Source organism: Spirosoma arcticum, from assembly GCF_054779955.1.
In genome coordinates, this window is the sequence record NZ_BAAGXG010000025.1 from 53,643 (window position 1) to 74,641 (window position 20,999).

Below are 20,999 nucleotides of genomic sequence, written 5' to 3' on the forward strand. Positions count from 1 at the left end.
CGGCATACCGACGTCCATGCTACGACCCCATCAATACCACCGGTACACAAGCCCGGCCGAGAGCATCAGCGATGGACTGCTGTTGCGCAGGAGATCATAATGGAAAAACACGTTCTGGTACTGCGCCTGAATTTCGGCCCCAAACTTCTTGTCGCGCTGGCCGTAAAACTTTAAGCCAATCGCCGGGGCGATAGCTCCTTTGAAATCGGTTTTCTGGTCGGCCAGTGTGCCGTAGAAATTGGTGTAATCCACAAAAGCCCCGCCCCCGGCTACCTGCACGTAGGGCCGAATTGCGGCTGAGTTTTCAGCAAAATAATACGACGCCGACACCATCGCCGGAATCACCGTCAGGGTCCGGGTTTGCACCGCCGATACCGACTCATCGCCAAGCTCATAGACCTCCCGAGCTTTCCGCTGTTGGTTATATTGGTAACCCGTTTTTATGCCCAGCGAGAATCGCTGCGGAAATAACCATTCGCCCTCCAGAGCCAGATTAGCGGGCGAGATTCGGTCGATGTACCCTTTCTGACCACCCAGTGGCATGGTCACGCCGTAACGGGCTGATAGATTAAACGTAACGTATCGGTCGAAAGTCGAGGCAAGAATGTCGCCGGACTCGTTTCGATACTGAGCCTGCGCGGCTGTAGTCAGCGCCAGCAGGAAAATTGATGCAACGATGCGTTTCATACTGAATTACCGGCTAACCCGTAAATAAGGTGATTGACTGAATAAGGTCGTAACTGCCTGCTGAGCCGCAGTGCCGTCCGCAACGTCTGACCCACGAACGGTGGCGCTGTAAATGACCCGGAGCTGCTCCTGATCGGGATTGGTCACGTTGGTCGTTCGGTTTTTTAAATCCACAATCCGAATTTCCCAGTAGCGGTCGCTGACCTGATACGTGTAGTAACTCGGGAACAGGAATGGGTCGTTGAACCCCCCAAAACCGCCGAAGCCACCGCCCCAGTAATTAGAGTAGAACGAACCGTACGGATTTACCCCAACGCCCGTGTACCGGTTGTTCACCCGAATCACAGCCACACCCATATCGGCAGTCTGACCCTGACTAACCCGCTGAAACCCACGCCCCGTTAGCTCATTAGCCACGCTGGTAACGAACTGACTTTCGGTCGTCGTCAGCGACGGGCTGTAGCGGTCGTTTGATTCGACGATTACCGAATCGGGCAGGCCAAAAGTGCGGTACTGCGTGAAATCGACGCTACGGTCCCGGTTCGTAATGTACACAGCCTGGTCTGCTGGTGTCAGGCCGTCAATTGCGTTTTCCCGGCAACCGACCAGCCCTATGCCAACCGTTAGCAGTAGGACTGCGCTGGTTAGACAGTTAATGATTTGTTGTTTACGCGTTTTCATAGTTGAGTGTTGTTGTGCTGTCTATAAAACGAATAGACTATTCATAAGGTTGCACAAATAAGGAGGAGCAATAGTGAGAATATGATCCGAAAGTGCTTGGAACAATCATGCCGGTCAGCGCCGTATTTTTACGGAACTTTGTACATTGGCCAGAAGTCGCCAATTCTCTTTACTGCAACACCAGTTATGAATTTTATGGAGTCCATTCAGGGCATGTCATTTTTCGATATGCATGTCCACATGATTTCCCGCACCACCGACGACTATCAGGCAATGGCCGATGCGGGTGTAATAGCCGTTATCGAACCGGCCTTCTGGATGGGGCAACCCCGCACCGGGGTCGACTCGTTCCGGGATTATTTCGCCCAACTGGTGGGGTGGGAGCGGTTTCGGGCCTCGCAGTTCGGCATCCGGCACTATTGCACGATTGGACTGAACTCTAAAGAAGCCAATCAGGAAGCACTGGCCGAACAGGTTATGGAAATCCTGCCGCTGTTCATCTACAAAGAGGGCGTGGTGGGTATCGGCGAAATTGGCTTTGACGATCAGACACCCGCCGAGGAAAAATACTACCGTGCCCAACTGGAATTAGCGAAGGAAGCGGGTTTGCCCGTGCAGATTCACACGCCCCACCGCGACAAAAAGCAGGGCACCAGCCGCAGCATGGACCTCGCCATTGAGCACGGGCTGGACCCCAGCATGGTCATCGTGGATCATAATAATGAGGAAACGGTGCGTGAAGTACTGGACCGGGGTTTCTGGGCCGGGTTTACCATTTACCCATTTACGAAGATGGGTAACGAGCGCATGGTGGAGATCGTGAAGCAGTATGGTCCCGAGCGGATCATGATTAACTCAGCCGCCGACTGGGGCGTCAGCGATCCGCTGGCCGTACCGAAAACGGCCGCCCTGATGAAACAGCACGGTATTTCGGACGAGGCCATCAAACTCGTTACCTTCAGTAACGCGGTCACAGCCTTCGCTCAAAGCGGTCAGTTGAGTCTCGATGATCTCACGCAGCCGATGGACATCGACCAGAGTCAGCGGTTCAACGGCAGTTCGGTATTACGAGGTGGGCAGGCTCCGAGGATTGATAAAGAAGCGACAATCATTAAATAGCGAATGAGCGAATGAGTCAAAGAGCGAAAATTGCTTATGCTAGTTTTCGCTCTTTGACTCATTCGCCCATTCGCTCATTACGTTATGCTTAAAGCACTCCTTTCCCTTACCCGCCCCGCTAACCTCGTTACGGCCATTGCCGATGTGCTGGCGGGGATGGCCATTGCGGGCTACTTCCAGGACCCGGCACCCGTTCCCGCGCCGGTAGGCTGGCTTTGTCTGGCAACGGTTGGTTTGTATGGTGGTGGCGTCGTGTTTAATGATGTGTTCGATGCAGAATTAGACGCTATAGAGCGGCCGGAAAGGCCGATTCCAAGTGGTATAGTCAGCAAAGGCGCGGCTGCTGGCTTAGGTATTGTGTTGCTGGTGATTGGAATTGCCGCGTCGTTTATGGTTAACCAAACGGCGGGACTGCTGGCTATCGGTATTGCCGTTGCATCGCTGGTGTACGACCGGTTTGGCAAGCACAACAAACTGCTGGGACCGCTGAACATGGGCCTGTGCCGGGGACTGAATCTGTTGCTGGGCGTAAGCATCCTGCCCGATCAGGTCATGCCGTTGGCGTGGGTAGGGATGGTGCCAATCGCGTACATCGCAGCTATTACCATGATCAGCCGGGGCGAGGTGCATGGTGGAAGTCCAGCTACGCTACGGGTTGCCGGATTGCTGTATGCGCTCGTGATCGGGTGCGTGGCGGCAATGGCGCAGCGGAAAGGGCAATTGGGTACGGCTTTTCCGTTTGTATTTCTGTTTGGCTACTACATTTTTCCGCCCCTGTGGCGGGCCGTACGCGAACCCATCGGCCCAAACATTGGCTCAGCCGTGCGGGCGGGGGTTCTCTCGCTCATCGTTATGAATGCGGCCTGGGTAGCGGCATTCGCCAATTTTCCGCTGGCATTGCTGGTATTTTGCCTGCTACCATTATCGCGGTTGCTGGCCAAGGTGTTTGCCGTGACGTAATGGAATGCCGAACCTCCCGGTTCGGCTGTGGAATAGCTTGGTTTGTTAAACTGGCCATTCCACAGCCGAACCGGGAGGTTCGGCATTCCATTACGCATTCGCTGGTGCGCAGAACTCTTCCAGCGCCATTTCGAGGTGCTGAGCAATCATCTGGGCCGACCGACCTTCGATGTGGTGCCGCTCAATGAAATGAACCAGGTCGCCGTCTTTAAAAATCCCGATGGCAGGCGACGACGGAGGATACGGAAGCAGGTACTCACGCATTTTCTCCGTCGCGTCCAGATCGGCACCGGCAAAGACCGTCACCATCTGGTCGGGCTTAACCGGGCTAAGGGCCAAAGCCGCTTTCACACCCGGCCGGGCTGCCCCAGCCGCGCAACCGCAAACCGAGTTGACGACAACGAGCGTAGTGCCCTGCGCGTTTTCCATCGTGTTCACCACGTCTTCGGCGGTGGTCAATTCCTGAAACCCAACGCTGGTCAGGTCTTCCCGCATCGGGGCAACTAAATGAGGAGGATACATAATCAGTTAGATAGTTATACAGTTGGTGAGTTGGTCAGTTGAACAGTCAGCCAGGTAAACCAGTAACACGAACCGACTGGCAGACTGTTCAACTGACCGACTATTTTTACATAAAACCCAATTCTAATTTGGCTACTTCCGACATCAGCTCGGTGGAGTAGGGCGGATCAAACGTCAGCTCGACGCTCACATCGTTCACACCCGGTACGGCCCGCACTTTCTCTTCAATTTCACTCGGAATTTCTCCCGCCGACGGGCACGAGGGCGAAGTAAGCGTCATCAGGATATACACGTTGTTGACGGGAAATATCTTGATGTCGTAAATAAGACCCAGTTCATACACGTCCACCGGGATTTCGGGGTCATATACGCCCTTAAGCGCCATAACAATCTGTTCTTTCAATTCGGCTTCGTCGTTCATGATTGGGTGGCGGTTTGGTTGGCATAGGCACGCCCGAAGGCTTTCATCCGGTCAATCATCGACGCCAGCCCACCGGCCCGCAGCGACGTAATCAGATTACCCATGCCGACGCGGGGAATAAAATACAAATCGGCGTTGGCGATGGCTTCGGGTTTCTCACCCGACAGCACCCGAATCAGCAGGCTAATCAAGCCCTTCGATATTTGAGCGGTCTGCTCCGAATCGCCGTAAAAATAAAGTCCATCGCCTTTCAATTCAGCATCAACCCACACCTTCGACTGGCAACCCATGATTCGATTTTCGTCCGTCTTGACCGATTCGGGCATGGGCGGCAGTTTTTTGCCGAGGTCAATAATGTATTGCGTCTTGTCGAGTTGATCATCGAAGAGATCAAATTCTTCAATGATCTCGTCCTGTTTCTCGTTAATAGTCATGTTAAATCTTGCCAAGCGGTTGCTGCATCGAGCACACACTAACAACCGTAATGATATTATTCTGAGATGTGTAGACAACTCGATACTGTCCAGCGAACACTTCCCGAATGGACGAGACATTAAACTCCGGCACAATTCGCCCCATTTCAGGAAACGTAAGCAGATTATCCAACTTACGCTCTATTTCGTCGGCCCAACTTGCCGCATACGTTGCGTTACCGTCATATAGATAGCCGTATATATCGCGAGTCTGCTCCTTTGCTTTATCAGCCCAGACCAACGTTATTTCTTCCATGAACGAATTTCGCGCATGGCATCTTTATGCGATGTAGTTTGCCCGGAGTCAGCCTGCTGAATTCCATCTTCAACGCTTTGCATGAACAAAATGTGCTCAATCAACGCATCGGCAGAGATACGGTCAGGTAGCTGTCTGAAGCTATCCAGAACCTGATCTTTATTCAACAAAACTTTGGTCGCTACCGGTGTCATAATCGTCAACAGTTAACTATATCACAACATCATTTTCTGTACCCGTCGAATACCCGTCACGAGTCGGTCAACTTCGTCTTTGGTGTTGTAAACGGCAAACGACGCCCGCGTAGTTCCGGCAATGCCGAAGCGCTGCATTAGTGGCTGGCAGCAGTGGTGCCCCGTGCGAACAGCAATGCCCTGTTGATCCAGAATAACGCCCGTATCCTGGTGGTGAATCCCGTCCATGACCCACGACACGACGCCAATCTTTTCTTTTGCCTGACCAATGATTCGCAGTCCATCCAGTTCGCTCAGTTGCTCAGTGGCATACCGCAGCAAGTCCTGTTCATGGGCCGCAATGTTCTCTTTGCCTAACTCAGCCATGTATTCCAAAGCGGTTTTCACGGCCACCACGTCGGCAATGTTGGGCGTTCCGGCTTCAAACTTATAGGGCAGGTCGTTGTACGTCGTTTTCTCGAAGGTAACTTCCTTAATCATCTCGCCCCCGCCCCGGTACGGTGGCATACTGTTCAGCAGGTCTTTTTTGCCATACAGAACACCCATACCCGTTGGGCCATAGAGCTTGTGAGCCGAGAAAACGTAGAAATCAGCGTCGAGCGCCTGCACGTCGAGGTCGAGGTGGGAGGAGGCCTGCGCCCCGTCAATGAGCACGACCGCCCCAATGCCGTGCGCCATGTCAATGATGGTTTTAACGGGGTTGATGGTGCCAAGCGAGTTCGATACGTGAACGACCGAAACCAGCTTGGTGCGCTCCGACAGTAGTTTTTCGTATTCCTCAATAATTAACTCACCATTGTCATCGACCGGAATCACCCGCAGCACGCAGCCGCGCTCTTCGCAGAGCATTTGCCAGGGAACGATGTTGGAGTGGTGCTCCATCGTCGAAATGATGATCTCGTCACCTTCGCCCAGAAACTTCCGGCCGTAACTCTGCGCTACTAAGTTGATGCCGTCGGTGGTGCCGTAGGTGAAGATGATTTCTTCCCAATGCTTCGCGTTCAGGAATGACTGAATAGCCCGGCGCGACGCTTCAAACGCGGCCGTTGCCTGCTCGGCGAGGTAGTGAATGCCCCGGTGAATGTTCGCGTTGTATCCTTCGTAGTAACGGGTCAGCGCGTTGATAACCGGCAGCGGTTTCTGGTTGGTAGCCGCGTTGTCAAAATACACTAATTGCCGACCGTTGATCTGCTGGTCGAGTACCGGAAAGTCTTTACGGATTTGCTCAATGTCGAGGGTGTTATCTATGGCCGATTGCATGGGAAGTAGCGAAAATGTGCTATAGAAACAACAAAACGGGTGAGGGAAAGGTGCTGTATGGAAATGAATAATGGCCAATGATGAATGTATAATGCGTAGGTGATAAGGCGACATTATACATTCATCATTAACCATTACTCATTAGCTACTCGCCCAATTTCTGCGCCACAACGCCCTCCAGGTACTCGCGGATGGGCTGAATTTTGATCTGGCTCACCACGTCCTGCACGAAGGCGTAGAGCAGCAGTGTCCGGGCCGCGTCTTTCGGAATGCCGCGCGACTGCATGTAAAACAGGGCCTCGTCGTTCAGTTGACCGGTCGTTGTGCCGTGCGAACATTTTACGTCGTCAGCGTAGATTTCCAACTGCGGCTTAGTATTCATTGACGCGCCCGACGACAGCACTACGTTCTTGCACGACTGGTAGGCGTTGGTTTTCTGGGCGTCGGGCCGGACGTAGATTTTACCGTTGAATACCCCCGTACCCCGGTCGTCCAGAATGCCTTTGTACAGTTCACTACTGTATGAATTGGGCATGGCGTGGTCCACAAGCGTGTGGTTGTCAACGTGCTGACGGCCATTGGGCATGTACAGGCCGTACATGAAAGCTTCGGCATGTTGTCCGTTCAGCACGATGTTCAGGTTATTACGAACGAAGTTGCCATTGAGCGTAACCGTTGCCGAATAGAAGTGGGTATTATCGGACTGGCTCACCTGCGTCGTGCCAACGTGGTAGGCCTGATCCGTTTCATCCTGCACTTTGTAATACTGCATCCGGGCGTCGCGGTCGAGCACAATTTCGGTAACAACGTTGACGAAACTGGTGCGCCCGCCCAGCGTCCGGTACGATTCGGCCATCATCACCTCCGCATTCTTGCCAACGATAACGAGGTTACGGGGCTGCGAGGCAATGTTCCGCTCGCGGGCATCATTGATGAAACGCAGGATAATGGGTTGCTCAACGGTGGTGTTGGCGGGCACCTGAATTACCACGCCATCATTGGCCATTGCCGTGTTGAGGGCCGTAAATGCGTTGTCCTGGTAGTCGGCGTAGCGGGCAAAATGTGACCCGATAAAGTCGGGATTGGCTTTGGCAGCTTCGGCAAAACTACTGATCTGCACCTGATCGGCCGGGCTGACAATGCGCGACAGATCGGATCGGTACAGGCCGTTGACGAACGTGAGAATGTTGCCGTCAAGGTTTGGTATTTGCAGCGGGGTCAGGTCGTCGGCGGTGAGCGTGGAGGTGTTGTCGAGATCAAACGCTTCTTTGAGCAGGTTGGCCACGTTGGAATATTTCCATTCTTCGTGCCGAATGGTGGGGAAGCCCAGCAGATCGAACTGATGCAAAGCTGCCCGCCGAACCTGATGCAGCGGAGTTTTGCTTTCTCCATTCATGCGATCCTCATTCGACTGGAAAGCCGCCAGCAACTGGTTCTTAAACTCGTTATATGATGCGTAAGAGGGAGTCATATTTGTTTGTTAGTTTTCAAGTGTTTCAGTGCGTGAGTTTTTGGGAGCCGTTCAACTCAAAAACTCACATACTTAAAAACTTATGCACTGGCACTGGCTTCAACTTCGGCTTTGATCCAATCGTATCCTTTCTCTTCCAGTTCAAGGGCCAGTTCTTTCGGACCCGACTTCACAATGCGCCCCTGGTAGAGGACGTGAACAAAATCAGGAATGATGTAGTCGAGCAGACGCTGGTAGTGGGTGACGACGATGGTAGCCCGCTCCGGCGACCGCAGGGTGTTTACGCCTTCGGCAACAATGCGCAGCGCATCAATATCCAGGCCCGAGTCGGTTTCGTCCAAGATGGCTAATTTCGGTTCGAGCATAGCCATCTGAAAAATTTCGTTCCGCTTTTTCTCCCCCCCTGAAAATCCTTCGTTCAGCGACCGGCTCAGCAGCGACTGGTCGATATTGACAAGTTTCATTTTCTCTTTCATCAACCTCAGAAACTGCACGGCATCGAGCGGGTCCTGCCCCCGGTGCTTACGAATTTCGTTCATCGCCGTTTTGAGGAAGTTGGTCGTGCTCACGCCCGGAATCTCGACCGGGTACTGAAAGGCCAGAAAAATACCTTCGGCCGCCCGCTCTTCGGGAGCCATATCGAGCAGGTCCTGTCCGTTGAACAGGACTGTGCCGCCCGTCACTTCATAATCAGCGCGGCCGGCTAATACCGAAGCCAGCGTACTTTTGCCAGCACCGTTGGGACCCATAATGGCATGAACCTCACCGGCTCTAACGTCTAAATTTAACCCGTTCAGGATTTGTCTATCGCCGATTGAGGCTTGTAAATTATTGATTGATAACATAATAGGTTGTATCGGATCGGCACAGAGTAAGCTACAAAGGTAACAGACGAATTGGGATCTGTTTTGGTAGGATAACAAAATCAGGCGCCTAAAAGTTGACCTCGCTTTCGCTTAATCGTTCGTCATCAGTCAGTTCTCCATTTAGCACAAAAGGCCCACCGAACGTTCGGCAGGCCTTTTGTAGTAAAATGGTAGAGTGCAGACGATCAACCCCCAACGCGTGGTCCGCGTTTGGTTTGAGTAATCACGAATGGGGTACACACATCAGCCGGGCACTGGCAGTTGGCGGGTGGAATACTGATGACTACATCCCGGAAGCAACCCAGTGCATTGTAAACTCGCACTGTGTAGGTGCCCGCTGCCAGCGAATTGCTCAGTAATCCGGTAGGCAGCAGGGCCTGTTGCGTCGGCGTTATCAGAATGCCTCCTTCAAAAGTAGCACCCTGCACCAACTGATAGGTGTAGGCTGTTGCCGTGGTGCTGACTAAGCCGCTTAGCGTGATTTGCCCGTTGGTGAGCGAAGTCGGTCCCTGGCAGGTGGGGGCCAGCGCAACTAATGAGAAAGAAGCCACTGAGTCGGCTTCAACGATGAACGGACAGCACGAGAAATCAGCGCATAAGCCCGTGGCATTGTCAACGACTAAGCTATACTCACCAACGGCCGTTACATTGAGTACGTTGGTAATTTGGCCCACCAGTACGGTCGTCGTTCCGTTGACGGTGCGCGACCACTGGTAGCTGCTGCGGCCGGGCGGGGCCGTCAGTTGAAAGGTAAACTCCTCGCCCACGCAGATTTTAACGGGAATGCTGGTGCAAACACTGGCGGTATCACCCGGAATGCTGGCTGTGCTATAGAGGATGCCGGTGCTGGTGACGACGACCTGAAACGTAAGCGTCAGACTCTGACCAGCGCCGATGCTGGGTACGGTCCATGAGCTGGTTGGGCTGCCCGGAGTAAAGATTGTGCCCGCGGGCACGGTGGCTGATCCGGCTACGTAGGTCGAGCCGCTGCTGAGCGAACTACTCACAATGGTGGCTGCCGTTGTGGAGCCGGGGTTGGTTAGCACTAATGAGTACGTCAGTACATCCCCAACTACAGCTCTGGACTGGCTGACGAACTGTTCGAGCTGGAGCGTTGGTGCAATGGCCGTGATGGAAGCGGGGGCTGCGTAGACGACGCTGGTGGTCAAGCCCGCGTAGGTAGCCGTAACGGTGTGACTGCCCGTGCCGCTGCTCAAACCGCTCAGCGCATAAGGCACCGACGTAGCCCCGGCGGTAACCGCGACCGTGGTGGAAGTCGCGCCGTCAGTGATGGTAGCTGTTCCTGCTACTGCGTTGGTCAGCGAAAGGGTGCCCGTGATGTCATACTGATTAGTGGCGCTCTGGTTGCTGCCCGGCGTCACGCTCAGGGCAATGGCAACAGCATCGACCGTAATAGCTGCCGGAGCGGTGTAGGTGACGCTGGTGGTCAGGCCTGCGTAGGTAGCCGTAACGGTGTGGCTGCCCGTGCCGCTGCTCAAACCGCTTAGTGCATACGGCACCGACGTGGCTCCGGCGCTGACAGCCACCGTGGTGGAAGTCATTCCGTCGGTGATGGTGGCCGTTCCGGCCACCGCATTGGTCAGCGAGAGAGTGCCCGTGATGTCATACTGATTAGTGGCGCTCTGGTTGCTGCCCGGCGTCACACTCAACGCAATAGCGACGCTGGGAGTCGCCGTGATAGCTGCCGGAGCGGTGTAGGTGACGCTGGTGGTCAGGCCCGCATAAGTGGCCGTGACGGTATGACTACCCGTGCCACTGCTTAATCCACTCAGCGCATAAGGCACCGACGTGGCCCCGGCGGTAACCGCGACCGTGGTAGAGGTGGCCCCGTCGGTAATAGTAGCTGTTCCGGCTACCGCGTTGGTCAGCGAAAGCGTACCTGTGATGTTATACTGATTGGTGGCGGTCTGGTTGCTGCCCGGCGTCACGCTCAGGGCGATGCCGATTGTGCAACTGGCAGGAGCGGTGTAGGTTGCAGACACGGCTCCGCAGGTGGTTGCCGATGAGGTCAGCGTGACTGTACGCAAACCCGTACCCGAGTTGAGACCCGCCAGCGTGTAGGTAGCCGATGGCTGGCCTGCCGTGACGGAGAACGTAGTCGAAACGGTGCCATCCGTAATCGTCAGACTGCTGGCGAGGGTGCTGGTGAAACTAACCGTACCCGTCACCGTATACAGATTAGTAGCAGCCTGGCATGCACTGGGTGCTGCTGTGAGGCTTAAGCAACAGAGGGGTGTTAACGTAACGCTATTATTGTCCAGATTAATTGCCCCTGCAATTGAAAGGCCTCTACCCTCAAGCGATGCTCTCGTTAATAAGCTGATAGCGCCGTTGGCCAATATAGTGCCCCTGAAAGAAGCGTCAATGCCTACATCGACCGCTCCATTGACCTGGAAAAATACGTTGCTGGCTGTGGCCCCGTTTGTCAGCACGATGCTTGAGTTCGTGGCCGTCGTTAACGCGCTGTTCAACTTGATGATAAATACGCCTGATCCGCTCAGTGTTAATGTTCCATTCAACGAAGTGGCCATGGCAGAAGGCTGGCAGTAAACACCCGGAGCAAGAGTCAGACCAGCCAGTTCGGGGAGAATTGTAGTACCGCAGGCCACCGAATTCAACGAGTTGTACGCAGCCACCACATCTGCCGCTGGTTGCGCTGATGGTGGACTAAGCTCTGGGAAAATTTGTCCAATTACCCTCCCTGGTCCCGGTGCTGCCGGTGCTTGAGTAAGTCCAGTAATTGCACCCACTTTGGTCCCAACGTCACCCGTTATCACCGTTGCTCCGGTATTATCAATTGCGCCAGCCGCAGTGAACAGGGCAAAACCGGAAGCTGTACCTAAGTCCGGGCCTGAGTTGAGCCGTGCCTTATTACCCTTGGGGTTCCCCAATACGTTCCCCAGGGCTGCTGTATGTAACGATGTTAATGAAAACAGAATCATCAATATACCAATCGCTCCACCTTTGTACCGGATAAGAGCGCTCGCGCGTGTGAACCATATAGGTAAAGTAGTAACCATAGGTAGTTTATTTAGCCAAAACGGGGTCAAAACGTTCGTTCGAGTAAAGCTCCCTGAGAACTGAGATGCATCAACTTCCTGGTCGAAATCCATGCCATCAATTAGTTAGCAGATGATTTACGCTGTGAATGAGTCGTTATTCGAGGGTTTCAGTAGTAGACAGGAGAATGTTTTGCTGAAAACCAACGAAATAACTGAGCGTACTGGCTTGTCAAATTGTGTGCCAATGACCATTTAATTCAACTGATTTCTCCTGGTAAATACTGAATACCAGATTGCTGTTGCTGGTAGTATTACTCAAGCTGCCAGAGCCACCAACTTACGTCAACGCAAAAAAAGGCCGTGTCAACACACGGCCTTTTCCTTCAACATCAAACGGGGTGATACCTACCTACACATAAACGCCCGGTAAATCTGCTCCAGCGTAACCGGCTGCCCGGCTATTAAAAACGACTCATCAGCGGCTTGCAGGCGGGTTTCGGTCCAGCGGTTGGGGGCCTGCCGTTCCATCACGAGAATGTCAGGTTTATCCTGCTCCACGTATAAAATCGTTTGCAGAGACGGTATTTGCTTATAGGCAGGTAGCTTGGTGCCGAAATCGTATGCCCGTGTACTCGGTGACAATACTTCGATTAGTAAAACGGGCGTTGTCTCGGCACCAAGGCCGGGACGATACTCATGTGGATTTCGCGGCATTAATACAACCATACCATCCGCGTTAAAGCCCGCACCGGCGGACCGCCCCGTGCCCGCACCAGAGTAAGTTTCTACGTAGAGAGGTCTGTTGCTATTGTACATCAGAAATCCGGGTTTGTTTCGATAGATCAACCCTAACAGAATGCTGAATTCCGTGGCAATTCGACTGTGAATGTCACTCTCGTAACTCATGGTGGCGATGACGTGGTAATCGTAATAATCGGCGCGGTACTGAGCTTCACTCAGCAAATTCCAATAGTCGTCGATTGAGGCCGGGAAACGGTAGAATCCATCAACATTGATCAGGGCCAGCAGTTCGTCGTTGGTGAGCGGGGGTTTAACGTCGGCAACCATCATCAGGCACGTTTTTTCAGTGATTCTGTAAAGTACAATTTGTTTTCGGTAGTCGCCACGGCGCATCGCCAACGGGTATTGCCTTCCTTTTCCCCGGTCAAAACCGTACCTTGCACCCCCAAACCGGCCCTAAATGCAGGTTTATTTGTCAGTATGAATACCGAAAAACTCACCGTCGAAACCAGCCTGCCGACTGCCGCGTCGCCCGGCGAAAAACCCACTATACCACCCGCCTGCATCAACGTGTCTTCCGAAATCGGGACGCTCCGGCGTATGCTTATCCACAGCCCCGACCGGGGACTCGGCAAGGTGGTGCCCTCAAAAGCGCAGGACTGGCTCTTTGAAGACATTGTTCACCTCGACATGATGCGCCGGGACGAATACGATTATTACGTCAAAATTCTGCTGTATTTTCTGGACCCCGATAAAGTACGCGGTAACGTAGCCAACCTCGGACCCGACTCTGATCGTAACTTCTACAAGCCCGACCATGCCGACTACTTCCGGTCCGACAAAGTCGTTGACGTGCAGAATCTGCTCTCCGATATTCTGGCCGATGAAGTAATCCGTACCCGCCTGATTGCGGCCATCTGCGGCATCGAACGGACGGCCTTCCGCACCCAGCATCAGCTCAACCAGTTCGATCCCATTGAACTGGCCAAAATCATGATCTCCGGCTCGCTGCCCGACCAGACGATGCTGTTTTCGCCCCTGCCCAACTTCATCTTCACGCGCGACATTGGCATCGTCATCAACGATCATATCCTGCTCAACAAGCCCGCCAAACTGGCCCGCACCCGCGAAGCGCTGCTGATGCAGTACATCTTCTTTAACCACCCGCTCTTTGCCGATTACCAAAATAAGATCATTGAAATACCCGACAACGAACACGCTTTTTTGCTGCCCGACGCCGAGGTTCACCGCGACGTAACCCGCTCAACGCTCGAAGGGGGCGACGTGATGATGATTGCCAAACGGCACCTGATTGTGGGTGTCAGCGAACGGACCACGCTCTACGCGGCTCAGCAGGTAATGCGGCTGGTGTTTGCCAAAAACTTAGTCGATACCGTCACCATCATCAAGATTCCCAAAAAGCGCGATTACATGCACATCGACACGGTGTTCACCCAGGCGAAGCGCAACGTGTGGGTGCTGCTTGGTTCGCTGGCCCGCACCGGCGACGAAGCCAGGAAGCGCGACGTGATTCATTTTTTCGCACCCAAAGACGTGTCCGAAGACCTGAAGATCATGCAGTTTATTAAGGGTCTGGAGCACAAACCCATCGAGATCGAAAACCTCGAAGACCTGCTCACCGACATCAGCAAGAACGACCTCGGCGCTACTGAGCCGGTGCAGTTTATCTATTCGGGCAACAACGAGTTTCCGTTCGGGGCGCGGGAGCAGTGGACCGACTCCTGCAACCTGCTGGCCCTCAAAGACGGCGTGGTGGTGGGCTACGACCGCAACCAGAAAACGACCGATGCCTTCCGCGAAGCCGGGTTCGACATTGTCCGGGCCGCCGATCTGCTGGACCGGTTCGAGCGGGGTGAATCGTCGCCGGAGACCATCGAAAACACGTTTATCATGCTGCCGTCGGCCGAGCTAAGCCGGGCGCGGGGTGGCAGCCACTGCATGAGTTTGCCGTTGCTGCGCGATGAGGTTTGATGGTCGCATCCCCGAATCTGACGCCGGAGATGGGTTTTTTTTGTAATTTCAGCCCTGCTATTACTTACTGACCTGAAAACTATGCAGTCACAAGCTACCTCCCGTATTTTAATGATTCGTCCAGTTCGTTTCGGTTTCAATAGCGAAACGGCCGGGTCGAATGCGTTTCAGGACGTTAAATTAGCCGCCCAAACGAAGGATGTAGCGCAGGAAGATGCACTTCGTGAGTTCGACGAGATGGTGCGCCAACTGCAGGCCATCGGGGTAGACGTGACGGTGTATGACGATACGGCTGATCCCTACACGCCTGACTCCATATTCCCCAACAACTGGGTATCTTTCCATGCCAGCGGCACGGTTGTGCTCTACCCAATGCAGGCCGAAAACCGGCGGCTCGAACGGCGCCCTAACATCATCAACGACCTCGCCGAACGGTTTCACGTCGCCAAAGTCGTTGACCTGACCCACTTTGAACAGGAGGGTAAATTTCTGGAAGGTACCGGCAGTCTGGTCCTCGACCGGATGCACCGCGTGGCCTTTGCCTGCCTGTCGCCCCGGACGCACCCCGACGTACTGGCCGAGTTCGGTCGGCAGACCGGCTACCGAATCGTCCAGTTCCACGCGGCCGACGCGGGCGGCACAGCCGTGTATCATACCAACGTGCTCATGTGCATTGCTGACACGTTTGCGGTCGTATGTCTGTCGGCCGTCACTGACCCTGACGAACGGCTAATGGTTCGGCAGGAACTGGAAGGGCTGAATAAACGAATTATCGATATTTCACTCGAACAAATGACGGCCTTCGCTGGAAATATGCTCCAGATACTGACCCAAAAGGGACAGAAACTGCTGGTTATGTCGACCCGTGCTTATGAGTCATTAACGCCTAAGCAGCTTGACCTTTTAGATGATTATGCCACGCTTTTTCATTTCGATCTGTCAATGATTGAAGGAAACGGGGGCGGTTCAGCCCGCTGCATGATGGCCGAGGTGCATTTACCGTTGAAGTAGAGTCGCAACACTTTGCAGCTCTTACGCGTCAGCAACGGGGACACTTTACGCGGCTACTGAATAAATAAAATCTGTTTACAGAACATAAATTGCTGACGCATAAGAGCCGTAAAATGTTGCGGCTCTACGACGAATAAATAATGCTTGTACATGCAACTATTATCTCCAGTAGGCGTTATATAAGTATGAACGCAACCAGCGAATCAGCTACCTGCAAACAGAATACCCGCCTTAGCGGCTGTTTGCTTTTTTCGGCGAACGCCTTGGCACGGGCTATCACGGCTATTGGTGACGAAGAGTTTGGTCGGTTTGGGTTGTCTTATTCACACGCATACGTGCTCTGCGAAGTGGTTGACCAGCCGGGCGTGACGCCTTCGGAACTGAGCCAGACAATGTATCTGACGCCGTCGACGATTACCCGGTTGGTGGAGAAATTAGAGCAGAAGCGGTTGGTAAGGCGCGAAACGGAAGGCAAAAAAACCCTGATTTATGCAACCGTTGAGGGAGAAGTCCTCCGGCCCGCCATTGCCGAAGCGCAGCAACGGGCGGGTGTCCGCTATGCACAGGCCGTTGGTGAGGAGAATATTCAAAGTTTAACCCAACACGTGTTCAGGGCTGCTCAGGCACTGGGTCAGGAACAATGAAAAAATTTAACGAAATAATTGCTTGCACATACAATAAAATTTACAGCCATGAACAAACAGGACGAATCAGTTTGCTTCCTGATTAGGAAAAACGATTACGCAACGAACAGCATCTGTCAGGCATTGGCCAGTGAAGGCGCCACCGCCATTGTGAAACAGGAGGGAAGCGAACCCGAAACGGTTGGTTCGCACTGGTCTGGTCAGCCCGGTAAAGATCTGTTTTTCAATAGCTGGAAGCTGCTGTTTTAATGACTAATTTAGAACGTATAATGAACAATGGCCCAGCGGTCAAACTGCTCATTATGCGTTAACATCCAGCGTTACCCGTACGATTCATTTTACATTTCTCATTATCCATTTTACATTCATTTATATGCATTACGTCATTACTGGCTCAATTGGGCATACCGGAAAACCCATTACTGAAGGCCTCGTTCGGGCGGGCCACACTGTCACCGTTGTTACCAGCAAACCTGATAAGGTAGCCGCCATTGAAGCACTCGGTGCCAAAGCAGCCGTGGGCACTGTTGAAGATGCCGACTTTGTGAAACAGGCCTTTGCCGGGGCCGATGCCGTTTACTTGATTATCCCTCCCAAATGGGGCGTTGCGGGCTGGCGAGCCTATCAGAACGAGGTCACCGACAACTACATAGCAGCCATTCAGGCGAACGACATCCGGTTTGCGGTGCTGCTCAGCAGCGTTGGTGCGCACGTGGGCGAAGGCGTGGGTCCTGTTGACGGGTTGTATGATGCCGAGCACAAACTCGCTGGAGTTGAGGGGCTGAACAGCAAATTTCTGCGGCCGTCCTACTTCATGTATAACCTGTTCGGCATGGTTGGGATGGTAAAAGGAATGGGTATGATGGGCAGCAATTTCGGCGATGACCCCATTGCCCTCACCCACACCGACGACATTGCCGTCGTTGCCCTTGAGGAACTACTGAATTTAGGGTTCACGGGTCACCAGGTTCGTTATATCGCCAGCGACGAACGGACGGGTGCCGAGATTGCGACCGTGCTGGGCGGAGCCGTTGGCAAACCCGAAACGCCGTGGGTCGTTTTCTCCGACGAACAAAATACGCAGGGAATGCTCCAAGCGGGCCTGAATAGCGAAATGGCGACCGAATACACCAAACTCGGCCAGGCAATGCGCAACGGTCAGATGCAGGAAGATTATTTAGCCAACAAACCGGCTCTCGGCAAAATCAAATTGGAAGATTTCGCCCAAAACGAATTCGCCCCCGCGTTTAACGCGTAGAGAAAATCAATAATGCAGAATGGATAATGAACAATGAATGCCCGTGACGGATTCATTGTTCATTATCCATTCTGCATTATTGATTAAACAAAATGGGAACAAAAACTGCCCTCATCACCGGTGCTAACTCAGGCCTGGGATTAGCCACGGCTAAAGCGCTGGCGCAACGTTCATTCGATTTGATACTGTTGTGCCGCAGCGAACAAAAAGGCGGCGAGGCTCAGGCCGAGATTCAGAAAGCCAACCCTGCCGTCACGGTTGATTTTTTCACGGCCGACCTCGCCGACCTCGACTCCGTGCGTCGGGCGGGCGGGCAGATAAGCGCTAAATATCCCAGACTCGACGTACTCATCAACAATGCGGGCTACACCCCCGCCCGGATCGAATTCATTGATGGTATTGAGAAATCGTTTTATGCCAGCCACATTGGGCATTTCGTACTCACGAACCACCTGCTCGATTCGCTGGAAAGGGCCGGAGCCGGTGACAACGGACCGGCGCGGGTTATCAGCCTGTCGTCGGCGGCTTACTTAGGCGGGCGGGCGTCCCGGTTCTTCCGGAAAATCGACGATTTGTCAACCACGTTTGCGTACTGCGACGATAAATTAGCCAATCTGCTCTTTGCCCGCGAACTGGCCCGCCGAACAGCCGGACAGGGTATCGTGTCCTATTCGGTGCATCCGGGAGCCGTGCGCACCAATTTTGGAGCTGATACAGCGGGGTTTCTGGGGAAGGTGTTTGCACTGGCCGGGCCGTTAATGCGCACGCCCGACAAAGGGGCACAAACGTCGGTGTTCCTGGCTTCGGCTCCGCTCAAGTCCATCGGTGAGCGCAACAACGGGGGGTATTTTGCCGATAGCGCCCCCAAAGGCACCTACAACCGCGATATCAACGACGAGAAAGCGGCTTGGCTCTGGGAGAAAACGCTGCCGTTTGTGTAAGCCTGTCGGCCCGTTACTTCACTACAGCAACTGAGTGGCGGTACGTCATTGGCGTGCCGTCCGGGAACTGGCAGTGGAGCATGTATGGATAAATTCCCGCCGGTGCCGGGTCCCCGTTGCCAACCTGCCCATTCCAGATTGGTTCGCCGTTGGTAAGCGCAAAATTCACCCGGCTGAATACCACGCTTCCCCAGCGGTCATACACCACAAACCGCGCGACCGTCAATGATGGAAAGCTAAAGTGCGTGGTGAGGGCGTCGTTCAGGTTGTCGTTATTGGGCGAAAACGCCGTGGGCAGGTGAATGGCGTTGGCGCAGTCGACAGCTAAACTGAGCGGACGCGTAGTGACACAGGCGTTCTGGTCTCGCACGACCACCGCATAATTTCCTCCGCTTAGCGCCGTGAAGGCATTACCCGACTGAAACGTCTGTCCATCAATCGAATAGGTGTACTGGCTGGTTGGGCCAGCGGTCGTTATGATGATGGACGCGTTTTTCTGCCCACAGGCTTCGGGCGTCGTGGCCAACTCCGTAATAACGGGTAGTGCGCTGGCGGCTATGGTTACCGACCGGCCTGCTGCGCAGCCCGCGCTGTCCTGCGCAAACAGGGTGTAGGTGCCCGCGCTCAGGCTGTCGAACGTGTTGCCCGCCTGCGCCCGTCGGCCATCGGTGCTGAACCGGATTGGCCCGGCACCCCCCGACACCGTCATCGACGCCCGGCCGTTGGATAGTCCGCAGGTCGTTGGCACGGCGTTGATTCCGACGACAAGCAACGGGTTTGACAGAGGCAGGCTACTGGTTTTGCTTACCTCGCAGCCACTGGCATCCCGCACCCGGACCGTGTAGCTCCCGCCCGGCAAATTGCTGAATACGGCGCTTGACTGATAGCGGGTTCCGTCGAGGGTGTAGGTTAGCGTACCAATTCCACCCGTGGCCGACACGCTGAGCGCACCATTGGCCGTTCCGCAGCGGGGTGGGGTTGCTTTCAGGTCGTCGATGGTTAAACTGCTGCCCGCAACGCTCACCGACTGCGTAGCCGTGCAGCCCGCCCCGTCGCGCACCAGAAGCGTGTAGGCCCCTCCCTTCAGGTTGGCGAGTGTGCTGCCCGGTTGATATGTCTGTCCATCAAGGCTGTACTGCATGGCCCCGCTGCCGCCCGTCGTTGTCACGGTCAGGCTGCCATTCGTCTGTCCGCAGGTGGCCGACGTCGTGCTGACGCTGGCAATGCCCACCGAAAACGACGTGGGTAGCGACACGGGCCTGGTAGCTTCGCAGCCCTTTGTGTCCCGCACACGAGCGGTGTAGTCGCCCCCCGCCAGATTGCGGAAGAGTGGCTGGGGTTGAAAGGCAGTGCCGTTGATGGAATACGTCAGTGCGCCAGTTCCGCCGGTGGCCGTCAGGCTTACCTCGCCGGTGGCCAAACCGCAGCGGGGCGAAACCATCTTCAACTCGCTGATGGTGGGGGCTGCGCTGGCTACGACCGCAACCGACTGTTCGGCCCGGCAGCCGGCCTCGTCTCTGACAGCTACCGTGTAAGTGCCGGGGCCGAGGTTTGCAAACGACGGACTCGCCTGAAACGCCCCGCTGTTAAGGCTATACTGCCAGTTGGCCGGATTTGGAATGGCAACAGCAATGGTAGCATTCGACTGGCCGCAGTCGGCGTTGGTAGCCGTAGCCCTGAATGCGGGGTCGATTACTTCGATGGTGATGGGTACGGCCGGGCTTTCGTTCCGGTACAGCGTTTGCGTGATGTAGAACGTAGTGGTCTGGTTTAAACTGGGGCTGAAGGTATTGCCGGTGGCCAGCAGATTCGTTTTGGCGGCTGATGAGTACCAGCGGATATCTTTGCCGGTAACGCGTAAATCCATGGGGCTGCCTTTGCAGAATTTAGCGCCCGACTTGAGCACAATCCGGTACAGTTCTACTTTTCCATTACCCGCTTCGGTGCAGGTTGTGGTGTTCACGATGTTTTCGTAGGTACCAATCAGGCTCTCGTCGGTTGGGTTATAAACCAGATTTACCTTCCAGTAGCAAAGGTCCTGAACCGTCGATGTGCTGCCCGTCTGATCGGCTTCGCTGAACGTAACGGCGGTTCCCGTCACGCGCCCCGTGAGGTAAGCCGTGCCCCCAAACGGTACGTTGGGGTTCGCTGTCTGAGCAGTGCCGCCGAGCGTAGTGCCGGTTTGGGTAAGGGTCGTCGTGTAATTGAAAACCTTCTGATTGGGGTTGCTGGGATACGTAACACCGAGCCAGAACCCGGCCACGCTCTGCGCCAACCCCCCGGAGAAGATAAAGCAAAGCAACAGCGTAATTCCCGTAGTTATACGTATCATCATACCCGCTAAAAAAGACTGTGTACTGAACCCTGCAAAACTACTCGTATACTAACTGCCTGACAATATGTGCGTAAGGCCATTCAATCAAAATGTGATTGGTGTAGAATACGTGTAAATTATTAACAAAAATGGCGACGGCCAAGC

21 protein-coding genes and 1 pseudogene are annotated in these 20,999 nt (G+C 54.2%); 8 read left to right on the plus strand and 14 right to left on the minus strand.

The window, feature by feature from the left end; genetic code table 11:
• Positions 1-30 precede the first annotated feature (30 nt).
• Entirely contained in the window at positions 31-687 is a 657-nt protein-coding gene (locus ACYVHB_RS30155; protein ID WP_461055753.1) for a hypothetical protein, read from the minus strand.
• Positions 688-693: 6 nt separating this feature from the next.
• On the minus strand, positions 694-1,368 hold the full coding sequence (locus ACYVHB_RS30160; protein ID WP_461055754.1) for a DUF4136 domain-containing protein: 675 nt from the start codon (positions 1,366-1,368) through the stop codon (positions 694-696).
• Positions 1,369-1,554: 186 nt separating this feature from the next.
• Between ACYVHB_RS30160 and ACYVHB_RS30165 the strand changes: the two genes are divergently transcribed.
• Positions 1,555-2,487, plus strand: coding sequence for a TatD family hydrolase (locus ACYVHB_RS30165; RefSeq protein WP_461055755.1), 933 nt, complete (start codon positions 1,555-1,557; stop codon positions 2,485-2,487).
• Positions 2,488-2,571: 84 nt separating this feature from the next.
• A complete protein-coding gene (eboC, locus tag ACYVHB_RS30170; protein WP_461055756.1) occupies positions 2,572-3,447 on the plus strand; it encodes a UbiA-like protein EboC in 876 nt (291 codons plus the stop codon).
• Positions 3,448-3,537: 90 nt separating this feature from the next.
• Here eboC and ACYVHB_RS30175 read toward each other — a convergent pair whose 3' ends face one another.
• The 11 genes and pseudogenes from ACYVHB_RS30175 to ACYVHB_RS30225 form a co-directional block, all read right to left on the minus strand.
• A complete protein-coding gene (locus ACYVHB_RS30175; RefSeq protein WP_461055757.1) occupies positions 3,538-3,969 on the minus strand; it encodes a BrxA/BrxB family bacilliredoxin in 432 nt (143 codons plus the stop codon).
• 106 nt (positions 3,970-4,075) lie between these two features.
• A complete protein-coding gene (locus ACYVHB_RS30180; protein WP_461055758.1) occupies positions 4,076-4,390 on the minus strand; it encodes a DUF59 domain-containing protein in 315 nt (104 codons plus the stop codon).
• Entirely contained in the window at positions 4,387-4,824 is a 438-nt protein-coding gene (locus ACYVHB_RS30185; RefSeq protein ID WP_461055759.1) for a SufE family protein, read from the minus strand. Before ACYVHB_RS30185 ends, ACYVHB_RS30180 begins: the two co-directional genes overlap by 4 nt.
• A gap of 1 nt (position 4,825) precedes the next feature.
• Positions 4,826-5,119 carry a type II toxin-antitoxin system RelE/ParE family toxin gene (locus ACYVHB_RS30190; RefSeq protein ID WP_461055760.1) on the minus strand — a complete coding sequence of 98 codons (294 nt, stop codon included), beginning with the start codon at positions 5,117-5,119 and terminating at the stop codon, positions 4,826-4,828.
• Entirely contained in the window at positions 5,107-5,313 is a 207-nt protein-coding gene (locus tag ACYVHB_RS30195) for a hypothetical protein (protein ID WP_461055761.1), read from the minus strand. Before ACYVHB_RS30195 ends, ACYVHB_RS30190 begins: the two co-directional genes overlap by 13 nt.
• A gap of 21 nt (positions 5,314-5,334) precedes the next feature.
• A complete protein-coding gene (locus ACYVHB_RS30200) occupies positions 5,335-6,573 on the minus strand; it encodes a SufS family cysteine desulfurase (RefSeq protein WP_461055762.1) in 1,239 nt (412 codons plus the stop codon).
• Positions 6,574-6,718: 145 nt separating this feature from the next.
• Complete coding sequence (gene sufD / locus ACYVHB_RS30205; RefSeq protein ID WP_461055763.1) at positions 6,719-8,044, minus strand: Fe-S cluster assembly protein SufD; 1,326 nt, start codon at positions 8,042-8,044, stop codon at positions 6,719-6,721.
• Between the two features lie 80 nt (positions 8,045-8,124).
• Positions 8,125-8,889, minus strand: coding sequence for a Fe-S cluster assembly ATPase SufC (sufC, locus tag ACYVHB_RS30210; RefSeq protein WP_461055764.1), 765 nt, complete (start codon positions 8,887-8,889; stop codon positions 8,125-8,127).
• Between the two features lie 206 nt (positions 8,890-9,095).
• Positions 9,096-11,099, minus strand: coding sequence for a beta strand repeat-containing protein (locus ACYVHB_RS30215; RefSeq protein WP_461055779.1), 2,004 nt, complete (start codon positions 11,097-11,099; stop codon positions 9,096-9,098).
• A gap of 132 nt (positions 11,100-11,231) precedes the next feature.
• Positions 11,232-12,044 (minus strand): annotated as a pseudogene (locus tag ACYVHB_RS30220) (ice-binding family protein); the annotation flags it as partial.
• 294 nt (positions 12,045-12,338) lie between these two features.
• Complete coding sequence (locus ACYVHB_RS30225; protein WP_461055765.1) at positions 12,339-13,004, minus strand: Uma2 family endonuclease; 666 nt, start codon at positions 13,002-13,004, stop codon at positions 12,339-12,341.
• Between the two features lie 270 nt (positions 13,005-13,274).
• Between ACYVHB_RS30225 and ACYVHB_RS30230 the strand changes: the two genes are divergently transcribed.
• The 6 genes from ACYVHB_RS30230 (at position 13,275) to ACYVHB_RS30255 (ending at position 18,520) form a co-directional block, all read left to right on the plus strand.
• Positions 13,275-14,666: an arginine deiminase family protein gene (locus ACYVHB_RS30230; protein WP_461055780.1), complete on the plus strand. Its 1,392-nt coding sequence runs from the start codon at positions 13,275-13,277 to the stop codon at positions 14,664-14,666.
• Positions 14,667-14,747: 81 nt separating this feature from the next.
• A complete protein-coding gene (gene ctlX, locus ACYVHB_RS30235; RefSeq protein ID WP_461055766.1) occupies positions 14,748-15,677 on the plus strand; it encodes a citrulline utilization hydrolase CtlX in 930 nt (309 codons plus the stop codon).
• A gap of 185 nt (positions 15,678-15,862) precedes the next feature.
• Positions 15,863-16,321: a MarR family winged helix-turn-helix transcriptional regulator gene (locus ACYVHB_RS30240; RefSeq protein WP_461055767.1), complete on the plus strand. Its 459-nt coding sequence runs from the start codon at positions 15,863-15,865 to the stop codon at positions 16,319-16,321.
• A gap of 48 nt (positions 16,322-16,369) precedes the next feature.
• Complete coding sequence (locus ACYVHB_RS30245; protein WP_461055768.1) at positions 16,370-16,570, plus strand: hypothetical protein; 201 nt, start codon at positions 16,370-16,372, stop codon at positions 16,568-16,570.
• Between the two features lie 124 nt (positions 16,571-16,694).
• Positions 16,695-17,579 (plus strand): NAD(P)H-binding protein, encoded by an 885-nt coding sequence (locus tag ACYVHB_RS30250; RefSeq protein WP_461055769.1) that lies wholly within the window; start codon positions 16,695-16,697, stop codon positions 17,577-17,579.
• Positions 17,580-17,671: 92 nt separating this feature from the next.
• Entirely contained in the window at positions 17,672-18,520 is an 849-nt protein-coding gene (locus tag ACYVHB_RS30255; RefSeq protein WP_461055770.1) for an SDR family NAD(P)-dependent oxidoreductase, read from the plus strand.
• A 13-nt stretch (positions 18,521-18,533) separates the two neighbouring features.
• Here the strand turns inward: ACYVHB_RS30255 and ACYVHB_RS30260 are convergent, their stop codons facing one another.
• The gene (locus ACYVHB_RS30260) at positions 18,534-20,855 is read right to left on the minus strand and encodes a T9SS type B sorting domain-containing protein (RefSeq protein WP_461055771.1); all 2,322 of its coding nucleotides are present in this window, start codon (positions 20,853-20,855) and stop codon (positions 18,534-18,536) included.
• Between the last annotated feature and the right edge of the window lie 144 nt (positions 20,856-20,999).

Bases quoted from the DNA above. Each gene is read 5' to 3' on its own strand.
- ACYVHB_RS30160 (WP_461055754.1), bottom strand. From the start codon at position 1,368: ATGAAAACGCGTAAACAACAAATCATTAACTGTCTAACCAGCGCAGTC.
- ACYVHB_RS30255 (WP_461055770.1), top strand. From the start codon at position 17,672: ATGGGAACAAAAACTGCCCTCATCACCGGTGCTAACTCAGGCCTGGGA.
- ACYVHB_RS30195 (WP_461055761.1), bottom strand. From the start codon at position 5,313: ATGACACCGGTAGCGACCAAAGTTTTGTTGAATAAAGATCAGGTTCTG.
- ACYVHB_RS30175 (WP_461055757.1), bottom strand. From the start codon at position 3,969: ATGTATCCTCCTCATTTAGTTGCCCCGATGCGGGAAGACCTGACCAGC.
- ACYVHB_RS30155 (WP_461055753.1), bottom strand. From the start codon at position 687: ATGAAACGCATCGTTGCATCAATTTTCCTGCTGGCGCTGACTACAGCC.
- ACYVHB_RS30225 (WP_461055765.1), bottom strand. From the start codon at position 13,004: ATGATGGTTGCCGACGTTAAACCCCCGCTCACCAACGACGAACTGCTG.
- ACYVHB_RS30230 (WP_461055780.1), top strand. From the start codon at position 13,275: ATGCTTATCCACAGCCCCGACCGGGGACTCGGCAAGGTGGTGCCCTCA.
- ACYVHB_RS30200 (WP_461055762.1), bottom strand. From the start codon at position 6,573: ATGCAATCGGCCATAGATAACACCCTCGACATTGAGCAAATCCGTAAA.
- ACYVHB_RS30245 (WP_461055768.1), top strand. From the start codon at position 16,370: ATGAACAAACAGGACGAATCAGTTTGCTTCCTGATTAGGAAAAACGAT.
- ACYVHB_RS30180 (WP_461055758.1), bottom strand. From the start codon at position 4,390: ATGAACGACGAAGCCGAATTGAAAGAACAGATTGTTATGGCGCTTAAG.
- ACYVHB_RS30250 (WP_461055769.1), top strand. From the start codon at position 16,695: ATGCATTACGTCATTACTGGCTCAATTGGGCATACCGGAAAACCCATT.
- ACYVHB_RS30190 (WP_461055760.1), bottom strand. From the start codon at position 5,119: ATGGAAGAAATAACGTTGGTCTGGGCTGATAAAGCAAAGGAGCAGACT.
- ACYVHB_RS30165 (WP_461055755.1), top strand. From the start codon at position 1,555: ATGAATTTTATGGAGTCCATTCAGGGCATGTCATTTTTCGATATGCAT.
- ctlX (WP_461055766.1), top strand. From the start codon at position 14,748: ATGCAGTCACAAGCTACCTCCCGTATTTTAATGATTCGTCCAGTTCGT.
- sufD (WP_461055763.1), bottom strand. From the start codon at position 8,044: ATGACTCCCTCTTACGCATCATATAACGAGTTTAAGAACCAGTTGCTG.
- ACYVHB_RS30240 (WP_461055767.1), top strand. From the start codon at position 15,863: ATGAACGCAACCAGCGAATCAGCTACCTGCAAACAGAATACCCGCCTT.
- ACYVHB_RS30260 (WP_461055771.1), bottom strand. From the start codon at position 20,855: ATGATGATACGTATAACTACGGGAATTACGCTGTTGCTTTGCTTTATC.
- sufC (WP_461055764.1), bottom strand. From the start codon at position 8,889: ATGTTATCAATCAATAATTTACAAGCCTCAATCGGCGATAGACAAATC.
- ACYVHB_RS30185 (WP_461055759.1), bottom strand. From the start codon at position 4,824: ATGACTATTAACGAGAAACAGGACGAGATCATTGAAGAATTTGATCTC.
- eboC (WP_461055756.1), top strand. From the start codon at position 2,572: ATGCTTAAAGCACTCCTTTCCCTTACCCGCCCCGCTAACCTCGTTACG.